The 24,962-nt window shown below is 51.4% G+C and carries 22 protein-coding genes and 2 tRNA genes; 11 read left to right on the top strand and 13 right to left on the bottom strand.

What is annotated here, in order from left to right; translation table 11 throughout:
• Nucleotides 1-45: 45 nt before the first annotated feature.
• Nucleotides 46-118: transfer RNA gene (locus BGX14_RS01585), tRNA-Gly, on the bottom strand.
• Nucleotides 119-187: 69 nt separating this feature from the next.
• On the opposite strand from BGX14_RS01585, the gene BGX14_RS01580 reads away from it, so the two are divergent.
• The 4 genes from BGX14_RS01580 (at nucleotide 188) to BGX14_RS01565 (ending at nucleotide 2,535) form a co-directional block, all read left to right on the top strand.
• Nucleotides 188-778, top strand: a complete 591-nt coding sequence (locus BGX14_RS01580) for a hypothetical protein (RefSeq protein WP_073305831.1) — start codon at nucleotides 188-190, stop codon at nucleotides 776-778.
• Nucleotides 779-893: 115 nt separating this feature from the next.
• Nucleotides 894-1,745: a 4-(cytidine 5'-diphospho)-2-C-methyl-D-erythritol kinase gene (gene ispE / locus BGX14_RS01575; RefSeq protein WP_233126365.1), complete on the top strand. Its 852-nt coding sequence runs from the start codon at nucleotides 894-896 to the stop codon at nucleotides 1,743-1,745.
• A gap of 45 nt (nucleotides 1,746-1,790) precedes the next feature.
• Nucleotides 1,791-1,863, top strand: a tRNA-Gln gene (locus BGX14_RS01570).
• 27 nt (nucleotides 1,864-1,890) lie between these two features.
• Nucleotides 1,891-2,535: a 50S ribosomal protein L25 gene (locus BGX14_RS01565; RefSeq protein ID WP_073305832.1), complete on the top strand. Its 645-nt coding sequence runs from the start codon at nucleotides 1,891-1,893 to the stop codon at nucleotides 2,533-2,535.
• A gap of 126 nt (nucleotides 2,536-2,661) precedes the next feature.
• On the opposite strand, the gene BGX14_RS01560 is transcribed toward BGX14_RS01565, so the two are convergent.
• From BGX14_RS01560 to BGX14_RS01545, 4 genes are all read right to left on the bottom strand, one after another.
• Nucleotides 2,662-4,701, bottom strand: coding sequence for an ATP-dependent DNA helicase RecG (locus tag BGX14_RS01560; RefSeq protein ID WP_095878868.1), 2,040 nt, complete (start codon nucleotides 4,699-4,701; stop codon nucleotides 2,662-2,664).
• A 40-nt stretch (nucleotides 4,702-4,741) separates the two neighbouring features.
• Complete coding sequence (locus tag BGX14_RS01555; protein ID WP_095878867.1) at nucleotides 4,742-5,497, bottom strand: TrmH family RNA methyltransferase; 756 nt, start codon at nucleotides 5,495-5,497, stop codon at nucleotides 4,742-4,744.
• A 22-nt stretch (nucleotides 5,498-5,519) separates the two neighbouring features.
• Nucleotides 5,520-7,613 carry a methionine--tRNA ligase gene (gene metG, locus BGX14_RS01550; protein WP_233126364.1) on the bottom strand — a complete coding sequence of 698 codons (2,094 nt, stop codon included), beginning with the start codon at nucleotides 7,611-7,613 and terminating at the stop codon, nucleotides 5,520-5,522.
• A 254-nt stretch (nucleotides 7,614-7,867) separates the two neighbouring features.
• The gene (locus tag BGX14_RS01545; RefSeq protein WP_095878866.1) at nucleotides 7,868-9,418 is read right to left on the bottom strand and encodes a hypothetical protein; all 1,551 of its coding nucleotides are present in this window, start codon (nucleotides 9,416-9,418) and stop codon (nucleotides 7,868-7,870) included.
• A 73-nt stretch (nucleotides 9,419-9,491) separates the two neighbouring features.
• Between BGX14_RS01545 and BGX14_RS01540 the strand changes: the two genes are divergently transcribed.
• From BGX14_RS01540 to BGX14_RS01525, 3 genes are all read left to right on the top strand, one after another.
• The gene (locus BGX14_RS01540; protein ID WP_073305837.1) at nucleotides 9,492-9,926 is read left to right on the top strand and encodes a PIN domain-containing protein; all 435 of its coding nucleotides are present in this window, start codon (nucleotides 9,492-9,494) and stop codon (nucleotides 9,924-9,926) included.
• 315 nt (nucleotides 9,927-10,241) lie between these two features.
• Nucleotides 10,242-11,696 carry an Asp-tRNA(Asn)/Glu-tRNA(Gln) amidotransferase subunit GatB gene (gene gatB, locus BGX14_RS01530; RefSeq protein ID WP_095878864.1) on the top strand — a complete coding sequence of 485 codons (1,455 nt, stop codon included), beginning with the start codon at nucleotides 10,242-10,244 and terminating at the stop codon, nucleotides 11,694-11,696.
• A gap of 63 nt (nucleotides 11,697-11,759) precedes the next feature.
• Nucleotides 11,760-12,050: a hypothetical protein gene (locus tag BGX14_RS01525; RefSeq protein WP_143159479.1), complete on the top strand. Its 291-nt coding sequence runs from the start codon at nucleotides 11,760-11,762 to the stop codon at nucleotides 12,048-12,050.
• Here BGX14_RS01525 and hflX read toward each other — a convergent pair.
• The 4 genes from hflX to BGX14_RS01510 form a co-directional block, all read right to left on the bottom strand.
• On the bottom strand, nucleotides 12,032-13,147 hold the full coding sequence (gene hflX / locus BGX14_RS01520; RefSeq protein ID WP_073305839.1) for a GTPase HflX: 1,116 nt from the start codon (nucleotides 13,145-13,147) through the stop codon (nucleotides 12,032-12,034). The genes BGX14_RS01525 and hflX overlap by 19 nt on opposite strands.
• A 91-nt stretch (nucleotides 13,148-13,238) precedes the next feature.
• Nucleotides 13,239-13,388, bottom strand: a complete 150-nt coding sequence (locus tag BGX14_RS15445) for a hypothetical protein (RefSeq protein WP_158223193.1) — start codon at nucleotides 13,386-13,388, stop codon at nucleotides 13,239-13,241.
• Nucleotides 13,389-13,452: 64 nt separating this feature from the next.
• Complete coding sequence (locus BGX14_RS01515; RefSeq protein WP_095878863.1) at nucleotides 13,453-15,213, bottom strand: 1-deoxy-D-xylulose-5-phosphate synthase; 1,761 nt, start codon at nucleotides 15,211-15,213, stop codon at nucleotides 13,453-13,455.
• Nucleotides 15,214-15,323: 110 nt separating this feature from the next.
• On the bottom strand, nucleotides 15,324-15,962 hold the full coding sequence (locus BGX14_RS01510) for a hypothetical protein (protein WP_095878862.1): 639 nt from the start codon (nucleotides 15,960-15,962) through the stop codon (nucleotides 15,324-15,326).
• Nucleotides 15,963-16,155: 193 nt separating this feature from the next.
• Between BGX14_RS01510 and BGX14_RS01500 the strand changes: the two genes are divergently transcribed.
• Nucleotides 16,156-18,678 carry a fibro-slime domain-containing protein gene (locus tag BGX14_RS01500; RefSeq protein WP_095878860.1) on the top strand — a complete coding sequence of 841 codons (2,523 nt, stop codon included), beginning with the start codon at nucleotides 16,156-16,158 and terminating at the stop codon, nucleotides 18,676-18,678.
• Nucleotides 18,679-18,687: 9 nt separating this feature from the next.
• Here BGX14_RS01500 and BGX14_RS15440 read toward each other — a convergent pair whose 3' ends face one another.
• Nucleotides 18,688-18,849 (bottom strand): hypothetical protein, encoded by a 162-nt coding sequence (locus tag BGX14_RS15440; protein WP_158223192.1) that lies wholly within the window; start codon nucleotides 18,847-18,849, stop codon nucleotides 18,688-18,690.
• A 466-nt stretch (nucleotides 18,850-19,315) separates the two neighbouring features.
• Between BGX14_RS15440 and BGX14_RS01495 the strand changes: the two genes are divergently transcribed.
• Genes BGX14_RS01495 through trmFO form a run of 3 tightly spaced genes read left to right on the top strand, consistent with a single transcriptional unit; the run spans nucleotide 19,316 to nucleotide 22,162 of the window.
• Nucleotides 19,316-20,368, top strand: coding sequence for an IMP cyclohydrolase (locus BGX14_RS01495; RefSeq protein ID WP_095878859.1), 1,053 nt, complete (start codon nucleotides 19,316-19,318; stop codon nucleotides 20,366-20,368).
• 10 nt (nucleotides 20,369-20,378) lie between these two features.
• Nucleotides 20,379-20,828: a hypothetical protein gene (locus tag BGX14_RS01490; protein WP_143159474.1), complete on the top strand. Its 450-nt coding sequence runs from the start codon at nucleotides 20,379-20,381 to the stop codon at nucleotides 20,826-20,828.
• Complete coding sequence (gene trmFO, locus BGX14_RS01485; RefSeq protein ID WP_073305754.1) at nucleotides 20,828-22,162, top strand: methylenetetrahydrofolate--tRNA-(uracil(54)-C(5))-methyltransferase (FADH(2)-oxidizing) TrmFO; 1,335 nt, start codon at nucleotides 20,828-20,830, stop codon at nucleotides 22,160-22,162. The genes BGX14_RS01490 and trmFO overlap by 1 nt, the downstream gene beginning before the upstream one ends.
• A 2-nt stretch (nucleotides 22,163-22,164) precedes the next feature.
• Here trmFO and tgt read toward each other — a convergent pair whose 3' ends face one another.
• From tgt to BGX14_RS15185, 3 genes are all read right to left on the bottom strand, one after another.
• Entirely contained in the window at nucleotides 22,165-23,307 is a 1,143-nt protein-coding gene (gene tgt, locus BGX14_RS01480) for a tRNA guanosine(34) transglycosylase Tgt (RefSeq protein WP_073305752.1), read from the bottom strand.
• A gap of 18 nt (nucleotides 23,308-23,325) precedes the next feature.
• A complete protein-coding gene (locus BGX14_RS01475; protein WP_073305750.1) occupies nucleotides 23,326-24,387 on the bottom strand; it encodes a spermidine/putrescine ABC transporter substrate-binding protein in 1,062 nt (353 codons plus the stop codon).
• Nucleotides 24,388-24,483: 96 nt separating this feature from the next.
• Nucleotides 24,484-24,780, bottom strand: coding sequence for a hypothetical protein (locus tag BGX14_RS15185; protein ID WP_143394079.1), 297 nt, complete (start codon nucleotides 24,778-24,780; stop codon nucleotides 24,484-24,486).
• Between the last annotated feature and the right edge of the window lie 182 nt (nucleotides 24,781-24,962).

Below are 24,962 nucleotides of genomic sequence, written 5' to 3'. Positions count from 1 at the left end.
GCAGAAAACGAAAACCCACTGGCTTGCACCAGTGGGTTCTTTTCGAGCGGAAAAAGGGACTCGAACCCTCGACGTTCAGCTTGGGAAGCTGACGCTCTACCAACTGAGCTATTTCCGCAGGCGTTACAAATGTAATAAAGAAATGCCGGTTTGGACAAGGGAGAGTGAAAATTTTTATTGTTGTGCCATGTTCAAAAGAAAATTTTTTCTTGTACTCTTGTCGGCGTTGGCTTTGAACGCTTTTGCGGAAGATTCTCCCCAGAAGAAATCCTTGTGGGATTCCTTTACGAGTTTTTTCAGTTCCAAGGCGGAACCGCAGGGCGAAGGTGCCATGTATCAGCAGCTCGCCGATATCGACAATGAAATTCAAGAAACGCAGTGGCGTTATTCGCGGGAACGGCGTTCCGTTCGGAAATCGCGTTACAAGATGCACCTGAAAGAGCTGGGCGCACGCCGGGATTCGCTCTCGGCGGAAATTGAAAAAGCGAAAACCGCTCCCGCTGGTTCCAGTTCGTCCAGCCAAAATCTTTCTTCGCAGGCGAGTTCCTCTTCTTCGCGAGTCGTCCTTTCTTCGTCGAGTGCCCTATTAGAAAAATCGCCGCAGTCTTCTTCATCTGGAAATGCGACGCCGCCGAAAAAAAAGGCAGATCCCGTTCCGGATTCTGTTGTTGTGACGGTGACGGTCACCAAGTTTGTGCATGACACGGTTTTCGTTCGCGATACGATTTTCATTCGGGATACGCTTGTCGTCCATGACACGATTTATGGCAACCTCTAAAAATGTATTTTCAAAAGATTGTTGCGGTGCATCGCATTGGCGACTCTCACAAATGGTCTCTTAAACAGGAAGTTTTAAACGGATTCGGTTCTTACAAAACAAAAGGATTTTTCAGATGATTCATGAATTTGCTCCGGCGAAAATCAATCTTTTTTTGGACATTCTGGACAAACGTCCCGACGGCTATCACGATTTGGGAACTCTTTTCCAGACGATTGATGTGGGCGACGAGCTTTCTGCGGAGGCCAATACGTCGGGGGAGATTTCCATGCGCTACAACTTTCCACAGGAATATCCCCTAGAAAAAGATTTGGTGTATAAGGCGGCGCTTCTGTTGAAACAGGAGCTTGGCGTTCGGGCGGGCGCGGATTTCTATCTGGAAAAAAAGATGCCGCTCGGGGCGGGGCTCGGTGGGGGCAGTGCCGATGCCGCGGCGGCGTTTCGGCTGCTCAACCGTTTGTGGAACTTGAATCTTTCTTCGCGGGAAATGGAATCGCTGGGGGCGAAAATCGGTGCGGACGTTCCCTTTTTGATTTGCGGGGGCAGCGCTTTTGCCGAAGGCATTGGAGACAGGCTCACTCCGCTTTCTCCATTGACATTGCCCGCGGGTTCCGCTTTGCTGGTGGCGACCCCGCTGTGTGCCGTGCCTACAAAGGCCGCCTATGCGGGTTGCATTCCTTCCGGGGATGCCCGTTGGAAGGCCTATCGAAAATCCGATTTCGCCGATTTCAAGTCGGGCGCGTTCAATAAATTTGAAGAAACGGTTTTGCCCCAGTTCCCGCCGATTGCCCGCCTCAAACAGGAAATGCTGTCGTTGGGAGCGGACTTTGCCCTCATGTCAGGCTCTGGAGCTTCGGTTTTCGGCGTGTTTCCCTCTCGCTTGCAAGCGGAGAATGCAGCGAAAAAATTGGCGCCCACTGTCCGTTATGAAGCCGTTGCCGATTTCTTTTGCGGTTTTTTGCGCTGATACCTTGCGAACTGGAAAAAACTTTTCTATCTTTGGGAAACCCTTTGGGGTATCGTCAAGTTGGTAAGACAACAGATTTTGATTCTGTTATTCGTTGGTTCGAGTCCAGCTACCCCAATAGGTTTTTTATTTTACTGGAGAAAAAATGCAGCTTACAACACTCAAAGCAACCTCGAGAGTAGCAGGGTCGTCGCGCGCAACAGGTCGTCTTCGTAAGGAAGGCTTGATTCCGGCGGTCTATTATGGTAAGGGTCAAGAGTCGGTAAGTATCAGCGTCAAGGCTCAGGATGTGGCGAAGATTCTCGCTCCGGGCAAGCGCTATACGCTTCTGGATCTTGAAATTGATGGCAAGGCCGGCAATCCGGCGGTCATTTACAGCTATCAGAAAGATTCCATTTCTTTTGCCATCGAGCATATCGACTTCCTCAAGATTGACGAAAAAATGCCGGTCACGGTTCGCGTCCCGGTCGTTTTGAACGGTCTCCCCGTCGGCGTCAAGAATGAAGGCGGTCTTTTCTCCCAGATTACCCGGTATATCAAACTCAGCACGGTTCCGGAAAAGATTCCGACAAACGTTGCGCTGGACATTACCGACTTCCATGCGGGAACGACTTTCTATGCGAAGGATCTCAAGTTGGAAGGTGCCGAATTGGCTTCTCCGGAACGCACCGTAATCTTTACGATTTCTACGAAGTCGAAAGCGAAAGCCGCTGCTGCTGAAACGGCAGATGCGACAGCTGCCGCAGCTCCTGCAGCCGCTGCTGCTCCGGCTGCAGATGCCAAAAAGTAGTTTTCATATTGATGAAACAAGGATGCTCGCAGAAATGCGGGCATTTTTTGTATAAAGACCCATAGGGCTAGCCCTTTGCTGGAATCCGCCTTGCGCTGGTAATTTTCAAAACGCCAGCTACCACTCCTAATGCACGCCGTCGCTGTTTCCTTGGGGAAGGGCGGCGTACCAGTTTTGGATTTTTTCCTGCGTCTCTTTGGAAAATCCGGGTTTGTTGTCCAGAATTTCTTCGGCAAGGGTGAGCATTTTTTGAATCAGTCCCTGGTCGGCAATCCAGTCGAACCAGCGGAAAACCCAGGCCCCGCTTTGCTCTGAACCTTCCAGATTTCCCGCGCCGCGTTCCTGCATATCCATTTCGGCGATTTTGAATCCGTCATCGGTGCTGGCAAAATGGGTCAATCGTTCGTGGGCGGGGCTTTGCTGTGGGACGATTAAAAAACACCAGGCTTCCTGATTTCCTCTGCCCACGCGTCCGCGCAGCTGGTGCAGTTGGGCGAGTCCAAAGCGTTCGGGCGCATCGATGACCATCAGGTTGGCTTCGGGAACGTTCACGCCGACTTCGATGACCGTCGTCGCCACAAGAACCTGGATGTCGCCTTTGGCAAAGGCATTTAAGATGGCATCGCGTTCGGTTTCGTCCATTTGTCCGTGGACGGCTCCGACTTTCCAATGGGAATGGTAGGCTTCTAATTCTTCCTGCACTTCGCCGACGCTCCGAGAACCGCCTTCGTCGTCGATTTCAACACGGCTTACGACCCAATAGCAGCGGTTGCCGTTTTGCACTTCGTTCAAAATGAAATTTTTCATATCGTCCCGTTTGGCGGGGGCGACCAGTCGGGTCTTGACGGGCTTTCGACCTGCGGGTTTCTCATTTAAAATGATGGGTTCCAGATCCCCGTAAATCGTCATGGCCAGGCTTCTGGGAATGGGAGTCGCGCTCATGACCAGCAAATCGGGGTATGTTCCTTTTTTTAGCAGGGCTTCCCTTTGGTTTACGCCGAAGCGATGCTGCTCGTCGATGACGACAAAGGTGAGATCTTTAAAGAGGACATCCTTGGAAAACAGCGCATGGGTTCCGATGACGATCTGCGTGAGTCCCATTTGCAGCTCTCCGGAAATCGTCTTTTTTTCGGCGGCGGAGCAGGCACCCAAAAGCAGGGCGGAACGGATGCCGGCAGCGTCGAAAAAGGGCTTCAGATTTTTATAGTGCTGGCGAGCCAGAATGTCGGTGGGGACCATGAGGGCGCATTGTTCGCCGCACTGGGCGACGGCAAGCATGGCGAGCATGGCGACGACGGTTTTTCCGCTGCCGACATCGCCTTGTAGCAGGGCGTGGAATTGCTTTTTTCCTTGGAGTCCGTCCAGAATTTTTTGGACGGCGTCTTTTTGTCCGCGGGTCAGTGCAAATGGCAGGGACGCTTGCGCTTTTTGCAGAAGCTCCTGGTCGATGTCACGCGCTTTTCCGCGAAAGACCAGATTGCGGCGGCGGACATTCATCCGCAGGCAAAAGGGGAGCAGTTCGATTTTTTTCAGTTGCTGCTTGGCTTGCATCGCTTCGACAAAGGTTTTGGGCGTATGCAGCCGTTTCAAATTTTCGATAACGGGCGCGATTCCCATATAGTCCGTCAGTTCCGACGGTGGCGCATTGGGAACCGAAAGATTGGGCAATGCAAAAATTTTGGGATACAGGTTTCGGAAAAAATTCTGCTCGATTTTGGCCGCGTGTTCCGCTTCGGTGATGGTATAGACGGGTTCGATTCCGCCGGCAAATTCTTCGCCCTCTTCCATTCTTTGCATTTCGGGATGGACCAGCTGGAGGCCGCGGTAATCGCCGAGCTTGCCGATGACGCACCAACGGCTTCCTACGGTAATCGTCTTGGCCCAATGCCTCGCCCCGCGAAAAAAAACGAGGTTCACTTGCCCTGTTCCGTCGTCCAGAACGGCTAAGACCCGGCTCATTCTGCCTGGCACAATTCCCGAACGCCGAATCACGCCCGTAAAGATGACGTTTTCGCCGACTTTGCTTTCGGCGATTTTATTCAGGCGGGTCCTGTCGAGCCAGGTGCGCGGAATGTTGAAAAGCAAATCGGAAACCGAGTGCAGTCCGGATTCGGAAAGCGCTTTCAGCCGTTTGGGTCCAAGCCCCGGAATCGAAGACAAATCCATATTTTAAAAATAGAAAGACGGAATGGAAAAGTGGGGTATGTTAGAATCCGTAAGCGTTCCGGATGGCGTAGGCTAAAATAGCGAAGGCGCTAGCGACGTTCAAGCTCGCTTTTCTGCCGGCCATGGGAATTTCGATTTTTAGGGAGCATTCTTTCAAAAGTTCCGGCGCAATTCCCAGTTCTTCGTTTCCCAACAGGATGAGTCCTTTTTTAGGCCAGACGACGTTCTGAATGGGGATGGCGTCTTCGCCGGTTTCCAACGCCAAAATGGCGTAGCCCTGCTGCCGAAAATTTTGGATGCAGTCCAGCGGCGAATCCCAGCGTTGGCTCTTTACCCATTTTTCAGTTCCCCGGGCGGCGCTTTTCAGCATGGCGTGTGAAATGTCGGGTGTGTATCCGGACAAGTGGACCGCTTCAAGTCCCAAGCAATCGGCTGTGCGGAATAGGGAGCCGACGTTGAAAGCACTGCGCAGATTGTGCGCCAGGACGCTATAAGGCAGCGTGGGCAAAACGGAATCCTGTCTGTCGCCGGGTTCGTTTTCCAGATACACGTCCCGTTCAAAACCGAGTCCGCATTCCTGCCGAAAGTTTTTGTATAGTTCGATGAGTTCCGCCTGGTTCTTGCCGTCCAGCCGTTTTTCGGGAGGAAGCTTCGCCCATTCGGCGTAATCGTCGTATTCCTTTTTGGCTTGGGCGATGTCGTTTCCCAGCTGCAAAATGAGAATCCGCAAAAGTTCCGCAAAGCGTTTGGCGCGGGTCTTGGGCGGAAGATTCAAAAATTTGCGTTCGGAATACATGCGCGTTGCCGAAAGTGCGGATTTAATGGACTTTTGCGCCTTCCGCCACGTCGCATTTGACGGGCTGTCCGTTCACTTCCAGAGCGTTCTTTCCGCAGAAAACCACTTGGCCGTGTATGTCGAGCGAAATTTTTTCAAAGTCCTTGACCTTGAGAACGCGGGCTTCCGCTGAAGGGGCGATTCCCTGGAAGAGGGCGCGGTCGCCGGGTTTTGCGCTTTCGGGTGGGGTGAGCAGTTTGCAGACGTGTTCCGTATTGGTGTCGCCGGCAAAGAGCATCCCACTGCTCATGATGCCGCGGAGCGGGGCGGGCTTGAGGTTGGCAAAAAGGACGATCATGCGGCCTTGGAGTTCTTCCGCAGTATAGCTTGCGCGAAGGCCCGAACAGATGGTGCGCATTTCAGGTTCGCCCGCATCGACTTTTAGCACGTAGAGCGAGTCGGCGTCCGGATGGTTTTGCACATCGACAATTTTGGCCACGCGAATATCCATCGCTGCTGGGACGTCTTCTGCCGAAAGAGGCTTGTTTTGCTTGGGCTTTGCTTGCGCTTCGGGCTTTTTGATTTCTTCGACGATCCGCGGGAAAAGGGCTGCGCCTTCGCCAAATTTTTCGCCGCCCTGGAATTTTCCCCAGTTCAAATCCTGAACGCTGTCGAGGGAAGTGCCGAGCATGGCGAGACCTTCCCGACTTTTGGACGGAATGATGGGCGAAAGAAAGCTGAGCGCCAAGCGGATGGCTTCGGCGGCGGTGAAGAGTACGGTGGCGAGTTCGCCCTTCCGACTTTCTTCCTTGGCCATTTTCCATGGAGCTTTGAGTTCAAAGTAGCGGTTTACGGAGCGCACGAGCGACATGATTTCTTCGACGGCCTGGGAAAGTTTCACATTTTCCAGCAGGGCATTGACGGATGCGCTCAATTTTTCGGACTGATTTTGAATGGCCTTTTCTTCGTCTCCAAAGGGAAATTCGGGCTTGGGCAGAACACCGCCGAAATGGGTGAGAACCAGCCGGTGAACGCGATTGACAACGTTTCCCAAGTCGTTGGCCAAGTCGCCATTGATGCGCCGAATAAAGCCTTCGTGCGTAAAGCTCGCATCCTGACCGACGACCATATCCCGGGCGAGGTAGTAGCGGAAAGAATCGACGCCGTATTTTTCCATGTAGTCCATCGGATTGACGACGTTTCCCGTCGTCTTGCTCATTTTGTCGTTGCCGACGAGCCACCAGCCGTGCGCCAGAATGTGTTTCGGGAGAGGGAATCCCAAAGCGAAAAGCATGGTCGGCCAGTAAACGCTGTGCGTGGTGATGATGTCCTTGCCGACGAGGTGGTAGGATGCCGGCCAAATAGGTTCTCCATTGGCAAATGTCCTTCGGGGAACCAGATTGCCGTTTTCGTCCAATTTCATCACAGCGCTCACATAGTTCAACAGGGCGTCAAACCAGACGTAGGTCACATAGTCGGTATCGAACGGCAGGGGAATGCCCCAGCTCAAGCGCGCTTTCGGGCGGCTGATGCAAAGGTCGTTCAGCGGCTGTTTTAAAAATCCGCGGATTTCGTTCCAGCGGTAATCCGGCACGATCCAATCTTTATGGCTTTCGAGATAGTCGATCAGTTGCTGCTGATAGGAACCCATTTTGAAGAAATAGTTCTTTTCTTTTATCCAATCGACGGGACGGTGACTGATCGGGTCGCAGCCGTTTTCGTCGAGTTCGTCTTGCGTGAAAAAACGCTCTTCGCCGACAGAATACCAGCCTTCGTATTCTTTGGAATAAATCTGCCCTTTGTCCCAGAGCATTTGCAGGCACTGGCTCACGAATTGCTTGTGGTCGGCATCGGTCGTGCGAATGAAAAAGTCGTAGCCGATATCCATTTTTTTCCACAGATTTTTGAACCGCAGATTGTATTCGTCCACGTGTTCCTGCGGTGAAACGCCGCGCTTTGCCGCCGCCCGCTGGACTTTTTGGCCGTGCTCGTCGGTGCCGGTCAGGAAAAAGGTTTGGTAGCCCAGAAGTTTGTGGAAACGGGTGAGGATGTCGGCGAGGACCGTCGTGTAGGAGTGCCCAATATGGGGCGCGTCATTGACATAATAAATCGGAGTGGTGACGTAAAAATTTTTCATGGGCGGAAAGATAGAATTTTTGATTGGGGAATGATAATCAGTCTTCCACCAAATAGTCTCAATTATATTTAGTTATGAGTTATTAGTTTTCAGTTCCAACTCCCAACTTTCAACTAATCGAAGGGCGCTAACCCCAAACTTGCGTGAAGCGAATTTTGTATATCGGTCCCTTTAATCGCCTGATTTGCCGGGTGCGCTAGTGTGCAAAAAAATCCCGGCTTTGGCCGGGATTTTTCAAATCGTTTCCGATGCGATTAGTGGATGGTGCCGATCAGGTTGCCGGTAAATCCGTAGTCGCGGGAAGTGCCGTAGCTGTGCGCACCGAAAGAAAGCGTGAAGCGTTTGGTCAGCGGCTTTTCGATGTAGAACGCGGCGAGAACGTCTTTCACGTGCTTCTTGTCTTTGTCCGCATAATCGGTTTCTGCACGGTCGTGGATGTATTCCGCTTCGAGAATGATGCGGTAGTCGCGCGGCGTAAACAGGATGCCGCCGGTAATCGGAGCCACGAGATCCTTGGTGCGGGTGCGCTTTTTGCCAAAGCGGTCTTTGTAGGTTTCTTCGGCGTCAATGCCCATCAGCGCGCCTTCCAGGAAGAAGTAGGCGAGGTCGTTTACAATCGGCGTCTTGCCCTGCAAAGAAATCGTGTGCTGCACGTCGGTATCGTCGTCGTGGACAATGTCGAACACGTTTGTGCGGTAGCCCAGATCCAAGTTCAGAAATTCAATGCCCGAAAGATCGTGGAAACGGAACATCAAGCGGAGATCGCCGGTGTTGAGATTCGGCGTCGTGCTGATGAACGCCACGTCCATCGACATGGTTTCCGTCGGCGTGAACGAGAACTGGAGAGCGTTTTCGCTGTTGGTTCCGCTCTTGAATCCGTTGTAGTAGCCATCGACGTAGTTACCGAAGTAGTCGCCATTCTTCTGTGTGAATTCCCAACGACCGAGCTTGATGGCCGCATAGCGGGTGTGCTGCTCGGCGTATGCCTCGTGGATTTCAAACAGGTCGCGATATTCATAGGTATCGGACGTGTCGCCGTTGGCGGTATGGTGCGTGTGGTACTGGTTGTCTTGCAGGTCGCCCGGATACATATAAATCAAGATGCGACCGTTGAAATCATTTGAACGGGTTTCCAAACCGAGGTTGGCGCGTCCCCACCATTCTTCGAGGTTGTCGCTGTTCTTGTCGTCTTCGCTGACCCAGAGGGTTTTTCCCGCCTGGATTTCAAAGCTGGCGTTAATGTCAAATTCAAATTGGCCCGCTTTCAAGAGGGGTTCTCTTTTCTTCTTTTTCTTTTTGGGTTCGGAATCGGCAGCTGCCATCGACATATCCGGAGCGGGCTGCGCTTTTTTTACAGCCTTTGCGGAATCGGCCTGTGCTACTGGTGCCGCCTTGACGGAATCCGCCGCCACGTTTGCCGCTTCGGCTTCGAGGGCCTTTGCGGAATCGGCCTGTGCTACTGGTGCCGCCTTGACGGAATCCGCCGCCACGTTTGCCGCTTCGGCTTTGGGAACCTTTGCGGAATCGGCCTGTGCTACTGGTGCCGCCTTGACGGAATCCGCCGCCACGTTTACCGCTTCGGCTTCGGGCGCCTTTGCGGAGTCGGCCTGCGCGATGGTTTCCGCCTTGACGGAATCCGCAGTTGCATTTGCCGCTTCGGCTTCGAGGGCCTTTGCGGAGTCGGCCTGCGCGACCGGTGCCGTTTTTGTCGTATCGAGCGCGGGCTGCGCTGCGGTGGCCACTGGTGCCGCCTGGGCGAACAGTGTCGTCGCCATTGCAAGGGAAGCAAGTAGGACTTTGTTCATGGATGTCTCCTTTTTATGCGTTATTCAAACAAAATTATAACAATAATTCTCGCGGAATTTTTAATTTGTCCCCATGATTCGAGTCGAAAAATCCAGAATTCTTTTTTTAGACGAAAAACCGATTCGGCGGTTGCTGGAATTTCGGTCGGACTATTATCCGGTGATGCTTCGGATTCTCGACATCGTCTATGAACGCCAGATCCAGATGGTCTCCTCTCCCATTTCGTTGGCGAATCTTTCCGCCCGTGCTTACGAGAAAGGTCTTGCTGTGCTGGCCCGGGAATTGAAGGAATTCTTCACGAACAGCGCACAGTTCCGGCTGCGGGAAACGGATGCGGAAATCGCGCTCCTCTCTGCCGAATACCGGGTGAAGTACAAACTCTCTTTTGAAGATTCCTTGCAGCTTTCGACGGCTTTCGTTTCGGGCGCAGACCTCGTGCTGACGGAAAATGCCGCCTGGAAAGAAGTCGATGGGCTGAACGTCTTGACTTTGGAAGAACTGCTTTAGGGCGTGCCAGCCGTGGCTGTCGGCGAGCTGCGGGCTACCTTCCAGTCGGTGCTACGCACTGGCGCGGAAAAATTCCTACAGCTGGTTCCGCGCCACCCTCCGCATGCCTCACGCGGTTTCTGGCCACAAGCAAAGAAAGGAATGCGGAAAACCCGGCTTCGGACAAGACGCTCGGATTGCAAAATTTTATATTTGCAAAAAACGGGCGCTTGCGTTCCCAAGAGGAAAGTTCTGGATTAGTCTTTGCCAATTCCGCTTTCCGAAGGCGGCGAAAGTTTGGCCCGGCGAAAGAAGGAAAACTTGTTCGGAGTTATCATGTCTAAGTATTATCCTGTCATCGGTCTTGAAATCCATTGCCAGCTGGCCACCAAAACGAAAATGTTCTGCGGTTGCGAAATCGAAGTCAATACGAGCCCGAATAAGCACGTTTGCCCTGTCTGCCTGGGATTTCCCGGGGCGATGCCGGTTCCCAACAAGAAGGCTGTGGAATTTGCCATTCGCCTGGGCCTCGCTCTGCACTGCGAAATCGATTTGAATGCGATGTGGACCCGCAAGAACTACTTTTACCCGGATTTGCCGAAAGGCTACCAGATAACCCAGACCGGTGGACTTCCCATTTACGACCATCCGATTTGCAGCAAGGGCTGGCTGGAAATCAAGCGTTCGGATGGCGTTGTTCGTCGCATTGGCATCACGCGTATCCACATGGAAGAAGATGCGGGAAAGCTGGTTCACGACATGAGTCCCACGGGCAGCCACTTTGACGCCAACCGTTGCGGAACTCCTCTTTGTGAAATCGTGACGGAACCCGATATTCGCAGCCCGGAAGAAGCCGTTCTCACGTTCAAAAAAATCAAGCAGATTCTGGAATACACGGGAGTTTCCCATGCGAATATGGAAAACGGCAACATCCGCTGCGACGGCAACATTTCGATTCGCCCGAGCGAAGATGCGCCCTATGGGACCCGCGCCGAAATCAAGAACCTGAACAGCTTTACGAACTTGGAAAAGGCGCTGACCGCCGAATTGCTTTTGCAGACGGTCACTCTTGACGCCGGTCGGGAAGTGCAGCAGAGCACCAAACGCTACGATCCGAATGCGGACAAGACCATTGTCATCCGTTCCAAGGAAGATGCGCCGGACTACAAGTATTTCCCCGAACCGGACATGGTGCGCCTGGTAACGGATCCGTCGGTGGTCGAAGAAATCCGTCGGACTCTTCCGGAATTGCCGGACGCCCGTTTTGCGCGCTTCTTGCAGGAATACAAATTGACGGAATATGACGCTCAGGTTTTGACGGATGAAATCCACGTCAGCAACTGGTTCGATTCGGCGGCGAAGACTTGCAAGAATCCGAAGATGCTCGCGAACTGGGTCATTACGGAACTGCTTTGCGAAGTGAAGGAGCTGGAAGGTGGCTTTGATGCGGTCAAGGTCCGGCCCGAACAGCTTTCCGCTCTGGTGAACTTGATCGAAGACGGGACCATCAACGGAAAAATTGCCAAGCAAGTCTTTGCCGAAATGTTTGCGTCGGGAAAAGATCCGGAGGTGATCGTCAAGGAAAAAGGTCTGGTGCAGATTACGGACACGGGTGCCATCGAAAAAACGGTGCGCGAAGTCGTGGAAAAGAACGCCGCCCAGTTCGCCGAATTTAAGGCGGGCAAGGTCGCTCTCAAGGGATTTTTTGTCGGTCAGGTCATGAAAAGTTCCGGCGGCAAAGCAAACCCGAAGATTGTAAACCAGATTCTCGACAAGCTTGCGCAGGAATAGTTTCTTTTGCCGCAGAAAATTTCGAAAAGCCCTTTCCGAGTTCCCTCTTTCGGAGGGGCTTTTGTGTTGGTTCTGCTACTGCTTTTCGCTGTTGCGGCTCCCGCCGCGGATTCGTTCGATTCCACTTACATCAATACGCTGAACATGACGGACGAAGAAATCGCCGAGGTTTACGGTGTGGATTCCACCAAGATCCAGGTGAAGCCGACACGGCAGGAATTGCAAGAAGAAAAGGAACCGCAATATGTCATCCGAGAATACAATCACCGGGAGCAGGTGATTGTTGGCGTCTCGGTCATGCTTTGCGTGGCGCTCGCGATGGTGATGATGAACAATTACAATCCGATGCGCTGATTTTTTTCCCAATCCTGCATGGCGGAAATCAGTTTTTGCTTAAGTGCTTCCATGCCGATGTTTTCTTTCGCACTGATTTGCAGAGCTTCGGGATAGTGCGCAAGAAGTTCCTTTCGCCGTTCCTCCGAAGCGGCTTCCGCCTTGTTGAAAGCGATGATGCGAGGCACTTTTTCATCCACGAGTTCCTGTAAAATCCGGTGGGTAATTTCCAGATGCTCTTCATAATCGTTTGCAGTCGCATCGACGACATTTAAAATGCAGTTCGCATTGCTCGCTGCGCTGAGCGTGCTTTTGAAAGTGTCCAAAAGATGGGGCGGCAATTTGCGGATGAATCCCACCGTATCGGATAGCAAAATGAATTTTCCGTCGCCGACGTAGAGTTTTCGCATGGTGTTGTCGAGGGTCGCGAAAAGCTGGTCTTTCACATAGACGGAGCTGCTGGTCAGGCGATTGGTCAGAGTGCTTTTGCCCGCATTGGTGTAGCCGACGATGCCGACTTGAAAAATGCCTTTGCGGCGTTCCGCTTGACGTTCTCGGGCACTTTCGATTTTTTCCAGTTTCTTTTTGAGCTCCTGAATTTTTTTGCGGATAATCCGACGGTCGGTTTCAAGCTGCGTTTCGCCGGGGCCGTTCATGCCGATGCCCTTTCCGCCCGCTTGTCGGGAAAGGTGCGTCCAGGCGTGAGAAAGTCGCGGAACCAGGTACTGGAGCTGAGCGACTTCCACCATCAGGCGGCTTTCCGCCGTCACGGCATGCTTGGCAAAAATAGCGAGAATGATGCCCGTTCGATCGAGAACTTTGATTCCCGGAAGGCGTTCTTCGAGATTGCGTACTTGCGAACCGGAAAGATCTTCGTCGAAAACGAGCAGCTTGGCGTTTTCTTCGTCGAGCGCGGCTCGGATTTCCTGTACTTTTCCTTCGCCGATAAGGGTCGCCGGGTTGAACGCTTGGACTCTTTGTAAAAATGTGCGGCAGACGACGGCACCTGCGGTTTCGGCAAGGCGTTCCAGTTCGGACAGGTGTTCTTCGGCAGTGCTTTTCCGGATGTTCGGTGTAACAATGCCAACAAGGATGGCGTTTTCTAAAGTTTGTTGCATATAGGGAATCTCCCGAATTCAAATTTAGAGGAATCGGATTTATTTATCGAAGATGATTTTCAAAGAGGACTTGAAAATGGAAATCGGTTTCTTAATGGATATTCATTGTCGTAACATTCAATTTGGATTTTTTCAAAATATACATTAGAAGGGTTTCCCTGTCAAGATACAGCGCGCCTTCCCGCCGAATTTTGTCTTGGAAAATCAGCTTGTACGGAGAAAGCTTGCGCCCTTTTGCCATGCAAACCGGATTTTTCCAAGACAGCTTTTGTCAAAGCTTCGTTTCTTTTTTCAAGATTTTTCCGTTATATTCCCGCGATGGATTCGGCGATGCCTTCCGATGTGATTCCCAGCGATTGCAGAAGCTCTTCGGGATTGTAACGGTCGTAAAATTTCTTTTCGAGCCCGTAAACTTTGACGCGAAGAGGAGAATCGGCAAGGTAGGTCGCCACTTTGGAACCAAAGCCGCCGTCGATAATGCCGTCTTCCAACGTGATGATTAGCGAATGGTTCTTTTTGAGGTTGTCCAGCGTCTGGGTATCGATGTCCGAAGCGAATCTCGGATTGATGAGCGTCGGGACGAAATGCAATTTTTCCTGAATGGTTTTGGCAAGCGATTCGCCCCGCTGGAAAAAATCGCCGAGGGCGATGATCGCCACTTTTTCCCCGGCCTGTTCCGTTTTAAAACGAACTTGTGCGTAATCCGAATCGGCTGCGCGGGAATCTTCTATCACGCCGTTTCCCGGAATCAAGACGATGGTCGGGTGATCCTGCTGCTCGATGGCGTATTCTACCATGGACAGATATTCCGCTTTATTGGTCGGTGCGAGCACGCGGACATTCGGAATGTTGCCGTAAATCGAGTTGATGTAAATGCCGAGATGCGTCACGTCGGTCAGCGTGTTGAAACTGGAATAATTGAGAATGACGGCGATGGGATTATTGTTGATGGCTGTGTCCTGTGCCATCTGATCGTAAGTCCGCTGTAAAAAAGTCGCATTGGTCACGACGACGGGTTTTGCTCCGCGTTTTGCCGCCCCCGAAGCCATCGCGATGGCCTGTTCTTCGGCGATACCGACGTCGGCGTATTGGGAACCGAGCGCTTGCCGAATCGCAGGAGAAAGTCCGACCGAAGCGGGCATTGCCGGCGTAATCACCAGAAGTTTAGGGTCTTTTTTGGCTTTTTCGAGCAGATAGTTCGCAGTGATGGACTCATAACTTTCTCCGTCGCCCCAATCGACTGTCGGCTTGCCACTGGCCCTGTCAAAGGGCGCGCACCAATGCCAGGCTTCCTTGTTTTCTTCGGCGAACGGGTAGCCTTTTCCTTTGAGGGTGTGGATGTGCACGACGACAGGATGGTCGATGTCTTTCACTTTTTGGAAGGTTTGAATCAGGCTTTGGATGTCGTTGCCGTTCGGTTCATAAAGGTAATCGAATCCGAGCGCTTTGAAAAAATTCGGGTTGGCGTTTCCGTTGGAAAGGCGAAGGGCTTCCAGATTTTTATAGATGCCGCCGTGATTTTCGGCAATGGACATCTCGTTGTCGTTCACAATCACGATAAAATTGGAACGCAGTTCGGAACCCGCATAATTCAAGGCTTCCAGAGCTTCGCCGCCCGAAAGGGAACCGTCGCCGATAAAAGCGATAATGTTTTCTTTTTCATGGGCGAGGTCGCGGGCTTTGGCAAGACCGGAAGCGAGGGAAATCGAAGTGGAGGTATGCCCGACATTGAAAAAGTCGTGTTCCGATTCGTCGGGATTTGTGTAGCCGGAATTTTCATTCAGCTTGGCGCTGTCGATATAGCCGTTTTTTCTGCCGGTGATGATTTTGTGCGCATAGCTTTGGTGCGACACGTCAAAAACGATTTTGTCTTGAGGGGAAAGGAAAACGTAATGCAGGGCGATTTCCGCTTCGACCGTCCCGAAGTTGGGACCGAAATGTCCGCCTTTTTGAGTGAGCCGATTGAAAAGCGCTTCGCGAATTTCTGCGGCGAGAAGTTCTAGTTCAGAGGCGTTTAATTTTTTAACGTCGGCGGGGGAGTTGACTTTTTGCAAAATTTCGTACATGAAAACCTCGTGTTTTGAATGCGATTATCAATATACATTTGAAAATGAAAATTGCAGCCGGCCTGTCCGCTTTGCTTGGAAAGCGATGAAGTCTCCCCCAACGACTCGCTTCAATTCGCTCGCTCTTTTCTTTCGGAAATAAAATGCAATAGCGATTCCATCCATTCCTTTTTCGCTTGGGCGAGCTTTTCGATGGAAGTCTCGTCGGCGGGGCTGGAGTCGCGCAGGGCTTTCAACTGGCGGTAGGCGTTGAGCATCTCGGCGGCTTGGGGAAAATCCGGCGTCAGATTTTGCAAAGCTTCTTCGATTTTTTCGTCGGAGTAGTAGCGCAAAACCCCTTGCAGATAGGTTCGGATAAATTCGTCGATATTGCCGTCTTCCTTTTGCTTTCGGGCGATTTCGAACTCAAACGGGCTGATTTTGTCCATCCATTCGGCTTCTCGGATGTATAAATCGTTATCCAAAGCGATGGCGTTTTCCTGCCTGGAGATGCGGAGCTGCTCGGCGAGTAGTGGACGGTAGGATTCCATGTCCACGTGGATTCCTTCCGCCAAGAGGAATGCCCCCAGATTGTTCAGATTTTTTTCGGAAGGGCTTTCTAAAATGCGTTCTTTTAAAATGGCGAGTCTCGATTCTCGGGGGAGTGCCTGAAATCGGGGATTGTCCAAATCGGTTGCCCGCAGGTGCAGGACAAAGGCGCGAAAAAGAAGCAGGGCAAGGAGGAGAGTAAAAATAATGGCGGCGGTCATCGTGCTGTAATCTTAGAAAAACAGATCATTATTCTTGGAAAGAAGCCGCGCTATTAAATGCTGTTGGTCACTCTTTTTTGCCTTTTTAGGGAAATTCGTAAAAAAAAGATTGCGGAAAGAATCGATTGAAGCGAAAAGTTTTATATTTGGGGGGAATATATTCCTACACCCTTTTTTGGTGGAGATTGTGTACATGATGAAAAAAATTTTGATGTTTGCCACGGCTCTTTCTGCGGGGGCTTTTGCTCAGGTCTCTTCAATACCCATTACGCTGGACGTGATTGTCCGCGACTTCCAACCCAGTCACCCCGACTTCGAAAACTTCTCGGAAGAGGCCGTAAACCATATGGACGCGATTTATGGTTACAACAAGCCGGGTTACGATGCGGATTGGTACAATCGGGCCGCGTATCATAATAGCTGCGGAAACAAGGAATCTTTCGCTAAATATCAAGCCGGTGTTCCTCTGGGCAAAGACGGCCTGCCTTGGACTGCAAACACGCTGCTTCCACCCTATCTGCAAAAGCAGACTGCTTCTCCTGCCATTTTGACCTATGGGCAGTGCAGTAACTCGGCAATTCCGGGGGTTAAGAATCAACGCGGATTTGGATCGAATACAGCCACTCAGTTTAAGGGCGTTATAAAAAATACCTGTTCCGGTGGTATGTATTGGGAAAACAACGTGGTCTATACTCCAGGTATGGTTAAACCTTATCTGACTTTTGATATGGATGAAGAGGGCAATCCGCTTTACCTGGAAGGTGCGCATATCCGTAAATTGGGTGATGCTTGCGATAACTCGTTTTTTGAACAGTGGTTTGAAGATGTCGGCGGAATCAATAAACGTTCCAACTTGACATTGGATATTCCGACTGCTGCCGACGATCCCAAATACAAGGAATTGGACTACAACTACAACAACGGCGGCTATTTCCCGCTGGATGTTGTCGATCCGGCTTCTCAAAAATGGCTGGGTTCTGTGGAAGGAACGGACCAGTTTGGACCGCAGAGCTTTTCGATTTTCTGCCCTCCGTATAATTATCAATATGCTTCAACGCAGGACGACTTCCTTGGTCAGAATACCTATGCTCTTTGCTTGGATTGGCTGAATTATGGAGGTCCCCGCGCTTTGACTGCGGAACAGGCGATGACTATTGCCGCTTCTAAAGGCAATATCGGCGTTCAGCATTTGCGCAATTACAACTTCACCATGATGGGTTATGCGAATTTCCGCTATTACAAAGCCAACAATACCGACGAATTAAATCAGGAAATCTTTGAATTTGCCGGCGACGATGATATGTGGATTTTCGTGGATGGCGTGCTTGCCGTGGATTTGGGCGGCACCCACCTGGCGACTCCGGGCATTGTGAACATTCGGGAATTGGCGATGAATAATCACGGTTGTAATGCGGGTGAACCGTTGGCTGCTGTTCAGCAGAGCAAGGGTGCTTGTGCCGCGGACGGCTGGACGGACGGATCTTGGCACCATCTGCACTTCTTCTATGCGGACCGCCAGTCCGATGGCTCCAACCTTTACATCCGTGCAAACCTCGCCGAAGTCGCTGCTTCTGCCTATGGTCAGCCCCGTATTCTCGAAGCGGAACTCGTCAAAAACGACGCAGGCAACTTTGACACTTATATCTATGTCAGTTCGCAGCTTTCCGATGAAACGGTCAATTTGATCAATGCGGCGAATGGCCAGTATTTCCCGATTTTGACCAAGCGCGGAATGGATACTTTGGCCTATCAGATTACAGGTTTCAAGTATGTTCAAAGAACCGCCAAAGGTTATTCCTACGAAATCAAGGGAAAACTCTGTAAGGATGCCCTTTGCACCGATTTGCGTAATCCGGCTTTTGGCGACTCTTTGGCCTTTAACCATCCTGCCAACGATGTGGATCCCGTCAATAGCATTTTCGCTTCGGTGATGCAGGTGTTCTCGAAGACGGGCAAAGCTGTAGATACTTATCACTGGGGTCCGGTGACAACGGTTACGATGTCGCAATCGACGACGATTGTTCCCGCCGATACGACGATCGACCGTCCGCCGTTTGACGATTCCAGACTCCCGAGCGGGGAATTGAGTGACAAGCAGACCGGTGAAATCGTTGTCAGTGTTTTGCCGCCGAGCTATGCGAATGCGGAAGATCAGGCTGCTTGGATTGCCGATTCTTTGAAGCATTACACGCAGGCTCCTTCGATTGGTAGTGATGGGAAACCCGTGCCTGGTTCTTCAATCATTAATTCGACAACAGGAGGCGCCGCTTCTTCAAATGCGACGGCTCTTTGCGGAACCGATGCTGCCGGAACGGAAAACTGCGTAAGCTTCTCCTTTATAACCGATGAAGCTTTCCGCGTGAACGTCCGAATCTTCGACCATCTCGGCCATTTTGTGAACCAGTATAACCAGGAACTTTCTAAAACACAGTTCAATGCGATTACGAACACTCAAGTGGAAGATGGAAGTAAGAGTTGCCGTCTGTTCAATGACCAAACGCCGGGAACGGGTACGATTGCCGCCAGCGTCAAAATGTATCCGGTTTCTAAGAATGGACGCAAGCTCGGAACGGGTGCTTACATCTATCAGATTTCCCTGATTGAATTCCCGCAGCCGCACTGTACCAAGGTTGGCGAGGATTGGCAATTTTCGGAAGGCACGTATCGTCGAACCGAATACAAGCAGACCCGCGGCTTCCGTCGCATTACCGAATAGCGGCGAGTTTTAGAAATTCATCCCGGGCGTTTCGCTCGGGATTTTTTTGTGGATTATATATTCCGCCCAAGTCGTCAAAAATCTAGAATGGCAATTGGCCTGAATAACAGCGACCATTGTGAGTTCCAAAGTAGCTTCTGTCATAGCGAGTTCCGAATTTGCATTCATCATTGCGAACATCCCCCCCCGTCATTGCGAACGTAGTGAAGCAATCCAAACGCATGCAAGAAGATTGCTTCACCCTAAAGGGTTCGCAATGACAAATGACCGTCACGCTTCCACGAAACTTGGCAATTTATTGCCTTAGGGAGTTGCTCGCATCGCAAGGAGGGACGGTCAGTCGGCAGACAAGACGCTCCTCGGAGTGACGGAATACGTTCCGCTTCTGGTGAAAATGGAATGCGCTTTGCTCTTTGCCATGACTTAGACCACTCGCTCGCAATGGCGCGTGCAACTTTGCCTCCACGTGACGGGGATAAAAATAAGCGGCAGAATTCAAAATGTGGGGAAGCACCTTCTTCCAGTCAATTTTTGGCGACCCTCTTTATTAAATGACTTGGAGAGTATTCTTTTTTGAAAATGGAATTGGTAAACCCCCGCCGGTTTTCTAAATTTAGGACACCAAGTAGAGGTATTTATGTCTGAAGAATTGAATTTGAAATTTGTATCTCCGCAGCCGCTTCGCTACGGTGAAAATTCCCACCAGTCCGCTGTTTTTTATCGGGATCCGACTTGTGATGAAGCAAGCCTTGCTACGGCAAAGCAGCTCCATGGAAAAGAACTTTCCTACAATAACATTGTCGATGCCGACGCGGCTCTGGAAATGGCTCGCGAGTTTAGCGATTCCAATGCGATTGTCATTGTGAAGCACATGAATCCCTGCGGCTTGGCGACGGGCGAAACCCTGCTGGAAGCGATGGAAGCGGCTTGGGCTGGGGATCCGGTTTCGGCTTTTGGTTCTGTCATCGCTTCATCTCGCAAAATCGACCTCAAGACGGCAGAATTTCTGAAGGGCAAGTTTGTGGAAATTCTTTTGGCTCCGGCTTTTGACGAGGACGCTCTTGAATTTTTGAAAAACAAGTCGAAGGACATCCGTTTGCTGGAAGTCGGCAAAATCGAAAAGGCAAAGCACTGCAAGGTTTACAAGCACGTGATTGGTGGCATGCTGGTACAGGACCGCGACGTGGACACTTATGAAAAGTTTGAATGCGTCACCAAGGCGCAATTCCCGAAAAATAAAGAAGAACTCGCGCGCTTTACATGGCTTGTGACCAAGCATACCAAGTCGAATGCGATTGTCATGGGATACGAATACAAGCCCGGCTATTTTCAGGTGTTGGGACTTGGACCGGGACAGCCGAACCGCATTGACAGCAATTTGCGCCTTTGCCAGCCGCGTGTCCGGGACAACGTCGCCCGGATGGATGCCGCCAAGCCTTTCTTTGATGCCGAAGGAAAACTGGTCGATGAAGCTGGCCTTAAAGCTTTGGAACGGAAGGTTTTTGGCGAAGTCGTCATGGGTTCCGACGCCTTCTTCCCGTTCCCGGATAACGTGGAAGCGGCTCACGATGCCGGAGTTCGCTACATTGTTCAACCCGGCGGATCCAAGAAGGATGACTTGTCCATTGCCGCAGCGGACGATTTCGGCATGGCGATGGTCTTTACCGGAATGCGCCACTTCCGTCATTGATTTGGTTCCGATGAGTTTGAAAAATACACGGACAAGTGCTTGCGAAACCTACCTTATGGTTTTGGACTTTTTGAAAAAGGCCTACCGCAAGGGGCTTCGCAAGGTCAATTCCTCGGATTGGAAATCCTTTTGCGATAAATTGAAGACTTTTTCGGTTTCTGCGGAAGAGGCAAACGCCATCGGTTTTTGGACAATCGAAAATCTGGCTTGTCACAATCCGTCTCGGATGCAGCCGCGCTCCCTGCAAGAATTTGAAGAGAGAATTTTTCCGGGGGCGGTACATAGCGAGCTGGTGGAAGCCGTACAATTTGGCATGGTCAGCGAATTGCAGTGCGAAAACATTCTGGAAGAATTTTTGGAAAATTCATCGCAGGCGGTTTTGCCCGACAAGATGCTTTCATCGCTTTCCGATGTCTGGTCCAGGAATATCCAAGGCTTTCGTTCAATTAAGGTCAGCTGATGCGAGTGCGTGTAATCGGAGGCGGTCTTGCCGGTTGCGAAGCGGCGTTGCAGCTGGCGTGCCGCGGTTTTGACGTGGATCTTTACGAGATGCGTCCGCATCGGATGACGCCCGCCCATCGGGACGGTTCTTTGGCGCAGCTGGTCTGTTCGAACAGCCTGAAGGGAATGGAGCCGACGTCGGCGCACGGCCTCTTGAAGCGGGAATTGCGGCTGCTCGGGAGTTTCCTTTTGAAATCGGCGGACGAGGCCCGGGTTCCGGCGGGGGAGTCGCTGACGGTCAATCGGGAGCTTTTCAGCCAATCGGTGGAAAGGGCGATAGCTTCGGCTTCTCGCATTCACTTGCATCGGGAAGAAGTGGCGAGTCTTGCGGGCGACTTGCCGACGATTGTGGCGGCGGGTCCTTTGGCGAGCGATGCTTTGGCGGACGATATTTTCGCGCGGTTGGGCGGTGAACGCCTGCACTTCTTTGATGCGATTGCTCCTGTTGTGGAAACGGATTCCATCGACATGGATCACGCATTTTACATGAACCGCTGGGAAAAGGGTGAAACGGCGGATTTCATCAACTGCCCGCTGGACAAGGAAACCTACGATGAGTTTGTGAGAAGGCTTCGCGAAGCGGAATCGGTGGAGCCTCGTCCGTTTGAAAAAAAGGAATTGTTTGAAGGCTGTCTTCCGATAGAGGAAATGGCGCGTCGCGGAGAAAATACGCTGCGCTTTGGACCGATGCGGCCCGTGGGACTTGGGCTGGGCAATAACGGACACAAGTGGTATGCGGTAATCCAGCTGCGAGCGGAGAACAAGGAAAAGACGCTTTTCAATATGGTCGGATTTCAGACCCGCTTGCATTATGGAACTCAGAAGGAAATTTTCACTCTCGTGCCCGCATTGCGGAATGCCCGCTTTGCTCGTCTTGGAGCTATGCATCGCAATACCTTTATTGAAAGCCCTAAACTTTTGGATGAAACGCTTCGATTAAAACCCGAAGTGGAAAAAGAAAACGGCCTGCCGCCGACTTGGTTCGCGGGCCAGATTACGGGGGCCGAAGGCTATACGGAAGCGATTGCGACGGGATGGTATTCCGCTTGGAATATGGCGAATACGCTGCTCCACGATAAAACGGACGAACTTCCGGAAGAAAGCTGCATCCGTTCGCTGCTGCATCATCTGGTGAGTCCTAATGAAAATTTCCAGCCGATGAATTTCAATTTCGGTCTGCTGCCGCACAAGCAGGATTACAAAAAGAAAGACAAGAAACGCCTTTTGGCGGAGCAGGAAGATTTGGCTATTCGGGAATGGATTGCCGGACGCTCTCTTCCCGATGTCGAATAGAATCAATCGCAGACGTGCTGGAGCTTGATAATCTGCTCCTTGCCCCATTCTTCGAAGGTGTCGCTTTGGATGTGCGCTTTGGCGTCGCGCATGAGCTTTAAATAGAAATGCACGTTGTGGATGCTCGCCAGGGTCATGGCGAGAATTTCGCCGGAATGAAAAAGGTGGCGCAGATAGGCGCGGCTAAAGTTTTTGCAGCAGTAGCAATCGCAGTTTGGGTCGGGTGCTAAGTCGAGGGATTTGGCGTAGCGACCGGCTTTGTAATGCAGAACTCCTTCGCTGGTAAAGAGCATGCCGTTGCGGGCGTTGCGCGTGGGCATGACGCAGTCGCACATGTCCACCCCGCGGAAAATCAGTTCGAGCAGGTTCCAGGGAGTACCCACACCCATGACGTAGCGGGGCTTGTCTTCGGGCATCAGGTTTGTGCAGAAGTCGGCGATTTCATACAGGGTTTCGGTCGGCTCTCCCACGGAAAGTCCGCCGAGCGCATAACCGTCCGGGTTGATTTTTTGGATTTCTGCAATCGCTTTTGCCCGGAGTTCTTTGTGCATTCCGCCTTGGATGATGCCGAAAAAACTCTGGTCGTAGCCAAAGAGCGGGGGATTTTTTTCCAGGTATTCTTTCGCGAGGCGCGTCCAGTGCAGGGTGTAGTTCAGCGACTTGAGTGCTTCCTGTTCCGTGCTGGGGTAGGGCGTGCATTCGTCGAGAGCCATAATGATATCGGCTCCGATTTCCCGCTCCGCCTTCATAACGCTTTCGGGAGAAAAGAAATGCTTGGAACCGTCCAGATTGCTGCGAAATTCGATGCCGTCCTTTTTGATTTTGCGTAAATCCTTGAGACTCCACACTTGAAATCCGCCGCTATCCGTGAGAATCGGGCCGTGCCAGTGCATAAAGCGATGCAGCCCGCCAGCGTTTTTGATGAGTTCTGTTCCCGGGCGCAAATACAGATGGTAGGTGTTTCCCAAAATGATTTCTGCTTGAGCTTCGTCCAGATCGCGGGGAGTGAGGCCTTTGACGCTTGCCTGAGTGCCGACGGGCATAAAGATGGGCGTCGTGATTTCACCGTGGCCGGTTTTGATTTTTCCCAACCGGGCTTTCGATTTGGCGGATGTTTTCAGAAGTTCGAAGCAGTTCTTTTGCATAAACGTATCGCAGTATATTTAACGGGTTTTGACGATGGTCCATGCTTCATCGAAAAGGCGGGCGGCGTCCCCCGGATCTTGCAGAAAGACCATGCGCTTGATTTCTTCTGCTGTTGGGTTGATGACGCGGTTTTCGGTAAAGTCCTTGTCCAAAAATTCGAGTGCCTTGGTGTTCGGCGTGGCGTAGTTGATGTATTTGGCCAGCTGCGCGCCGATTTTTCCATCGAGAATGTAGTTCATGAATTTGTACGCGCCGTCGGGATTGGGGGCCTTGCTGCTGAGAGTCATGGCATCCACCCACATGAAGGATCCTTCCGTGGGAATCGCGAACTGGAGAGTGGAATCCTCGTCGATAGCTGCCATCGCTTCGCCGTTGAAAACGATGGCAGCCCAGTCCATTTTGGAAAGCACTTTGTCCTTGCCGCCGACGGAACCGTCAAAGCCGAGGAAGTGCGGATCCTTTTTCGCCTGCAAAATATATTCGACGGCCTGGTTGATTTCGTCCTTGCTTGTGCTGTTTGCATTGAAACCCTTTGCCTGCAAAGCCATGGAGAGCATGGAACGGCTCTCTTCGAGCAAACTAAAATTGCCTTTGGTGTTCTTGGCGTCGAAAAGCATGCTGTAGCTGACGTTCATCGGGTCGATGGTGGAATCGCGATAGAGAATGCCGGTCGTTCCCCACAGATACGGAACGGTGTATTCGTTTGTCGGGTCGTAGCTCGGATTTTTGAATTGGTCGGCGATGTTTGTCTTGTTCGGGATTTTTTCCATATCGATTTTGCCGATAAGCCCCAAGTGGATCATCTGCTGGATAACGACATCGCTTGCGATGATGACGTCGTATTGGGCGGTGCCGACGGTCTGCAATTTGCTAATCATCTCTTCTTGCGCTTCGTAGAGTTCGATTTGCAGCTTGTAACCGGTCTGTTTTTCAAAATCGGTAATCATATCCGGATCGATATATTCGCTGTAAATCATGACGGTGACTTTCGTCGGCTTGGCGGCTTCGTTTTTGGCCTCTTTGCAGCCGAACAGAGTGGCGACTGTCAAAATGGAGAGTGCGAGAAGAAATTTTTTCAAGGTGAGTCCTTTTGAAGAAAGTGAACGGCTTGTTTTGGGGTAAATTTAGGAATTTTTCGTGAAAAATAGGGAGGATTTTTCGGAATGCGGAAATTGTTAGGCTTTTCTAAAAATGATGTTGAAGCTTGCTTCGACTCGTTCGGCTGGCTCAGCGACAGGTGTGCGGTGTTGTGGCGAAAAATAAAGTGTGATTTTTTTCCCTTTCGCGGGAGTGTTTCTGTTTCGGGAAGGACGCTCTCTTTTGGATGGGGCGCGCTTTTTTGCACGAGCGTTTTCGTTTGGAAGAAGAAGTTCTCCGTGGAACAAGTGAAGTTTTTTTTTCACTAATGCTTCGTCTTCTCGGACGGTGCTTTTTTGCAGAACAGGTGGAGTGTTCGGAGTTGCGAAGTCCACCCTCCCCCTATCCTGTACCAACCCCCTTGGGCACGCTTCTTGTCTTCTGAAGCTGTGGAGAACTTTTTTGAACGGGAGATGTCGTTTGGGAGGAAAATTTAGTTACGGAAAGAAAAGAGGTTTCCCTTTCGCGGGAGCGTTTCTGTTTCGGGAAGGAAGCTCTATTTCGGACGAGGCGTGCT

Origin of the sequence: Fibrobacter sp. UWS1 (assembly GCF_002300445.1) — a bacterium.
In the GTDB taxonomy this organism is placed as follows: domain Bacteria; phylum Fibrobacterota; class Fibrobacteria; order Fibrobacterales; family Fibrobacteraceae; genus Hallerella; species Hallerella intestinalis.
Note: the sequence above shows the minus strand (reverse complement) of the source record. Positions and strands in the feature narration are given on the sequence as shown.

Bases quoted from the DNA above. Each gene is read 5' to 3' on its own strand.
- BGX14_RS01510 (WP_095878862.1), bottom strand. From the start codon at position 15,962: ATGACCGCCGCCATTATTTTTACTCTCCTCCTTGCCCTGCTTCTTTTT.
- BGX14_RS01495 (WP_095878859.1), top strand. From the start codon at position 19,316: ATGTCTGAAGAATTGAATTTGAAATTTGTATCTCCGCAGCCGCTTCGC.
- hflX (WP_073305839.1), bottom strand. From the start codon at position 13,147: ATGCAACAAACTTTAGAAAACGCCATCCTTGTTGGCATTGTTACACCG.
- BGX14_RS01560 (WP_095878868.1), bottom strand. From the start codon at position 4,701: ATGGATTTGTCTTCGATTCCGGGGCTTGGACCCAAACGGCTGAAAGCG.
- BGX14_RS01565 (WP_073305832.1), top strand. From the start codon at position 1,891: ATGCAGCTTACAACACTCAAAGCAACCTCGAGAGTAGCAGGGTCGTCG.
- ispE (WP_233126365.1), top strand. From the start codon at position 894: ATGATTCATGAATTTGCTCCGGCGAAAATCAATCTTTTTTTGGACATT.
- BGX14_RS01545 (WP_095878866.1), bottom strand. From the start codon at position 9,418: ATGAACAAAGTCCTACTTGCTTCCCTTGCAATGGCGACGACACTGTTC.
- BGX14_RS15445 (WP_158223193.1), bottom strand. From the start codon at position 13,388: ATGGCAAAAGGGCGCAAGCTTTCTCCGTACAAGCTGATTTTCCAAGAC.
- BGX14_RS01555 (WP_095878867.1), bottom strand. From the start codon at position 5,497: ATGTATTCCGAACGCAAATTTTTGAATCTTCCGCCCAAGACCCGCGCC.
- gatB (WP_095878864.1), top strand. From the start codon at position 10,242: ATGTCTAAGTATTATCCTGTCATCGGTCTTGAAATCCATTGCCAGCTG.
- metG (WP_233126364.1), bottom strand. From the start codon at position 7,613: ATGAAAAATTTTTACGTCACCACTCCGATTTATTATGTCAATGACGCG.
- BGX14_RS01540 (WP_073305837.1), top strand. From the start codon at position 9,492: ATGATTCGAGTCGAAAAATCCAGAATTCTTTTTTTAGACGAAAAACCG.
- tgt (WP_073305752.1), bottom strand. From the start codon at position 23,307: ATGCAAAAGAACTGCTTCGAACTTCTGAAAACATCCGCCAAATCGAAA.
- BGX14_RS01490 (WP_143159474.1), top strand. From the start codon at position 20,379: ATGAGTTTGAAAAATACACGGACAAGTGCTTGCGAAACCTACCTTATG.
- BGX14_RS01580 (WP_073305831.1), top strand. From the start codon at position 188: ATGTTCAAAAGAAAATTTTTTCTTGTACTCTTGTCGGCGTTGGCTTTG.
- BGX14_RS15440 (WP_158223192.1), bottom strand. From the start codon at position 18,849: ATGATGAATGCAAATTCGGAACTCGCTATGACAGAAGCTACTTTGGAA.
- BGX14_RS01515 (WP_095878863.1), bottom strand. From the start codon at position 15,213: ATGTACGAAATTTTGCAAAAAGTCAACTCCCCCGCCGACGTTAAAAAA.
- trmFO (WP_073305754.1), top strand. From the start codon at position 20,828: ATGCGAGTGCGTGTAATCGGAGGCGGTCTTGCCGGTTGCGAAGCGGCG.
- BGX14_RS01500 (WP_095878860.1), top strand. From the start codon at position 16,156: ATGATGAAAAAAATTTTGATGTTTGCCACGGCTCTTTCTGCGGGGGCT.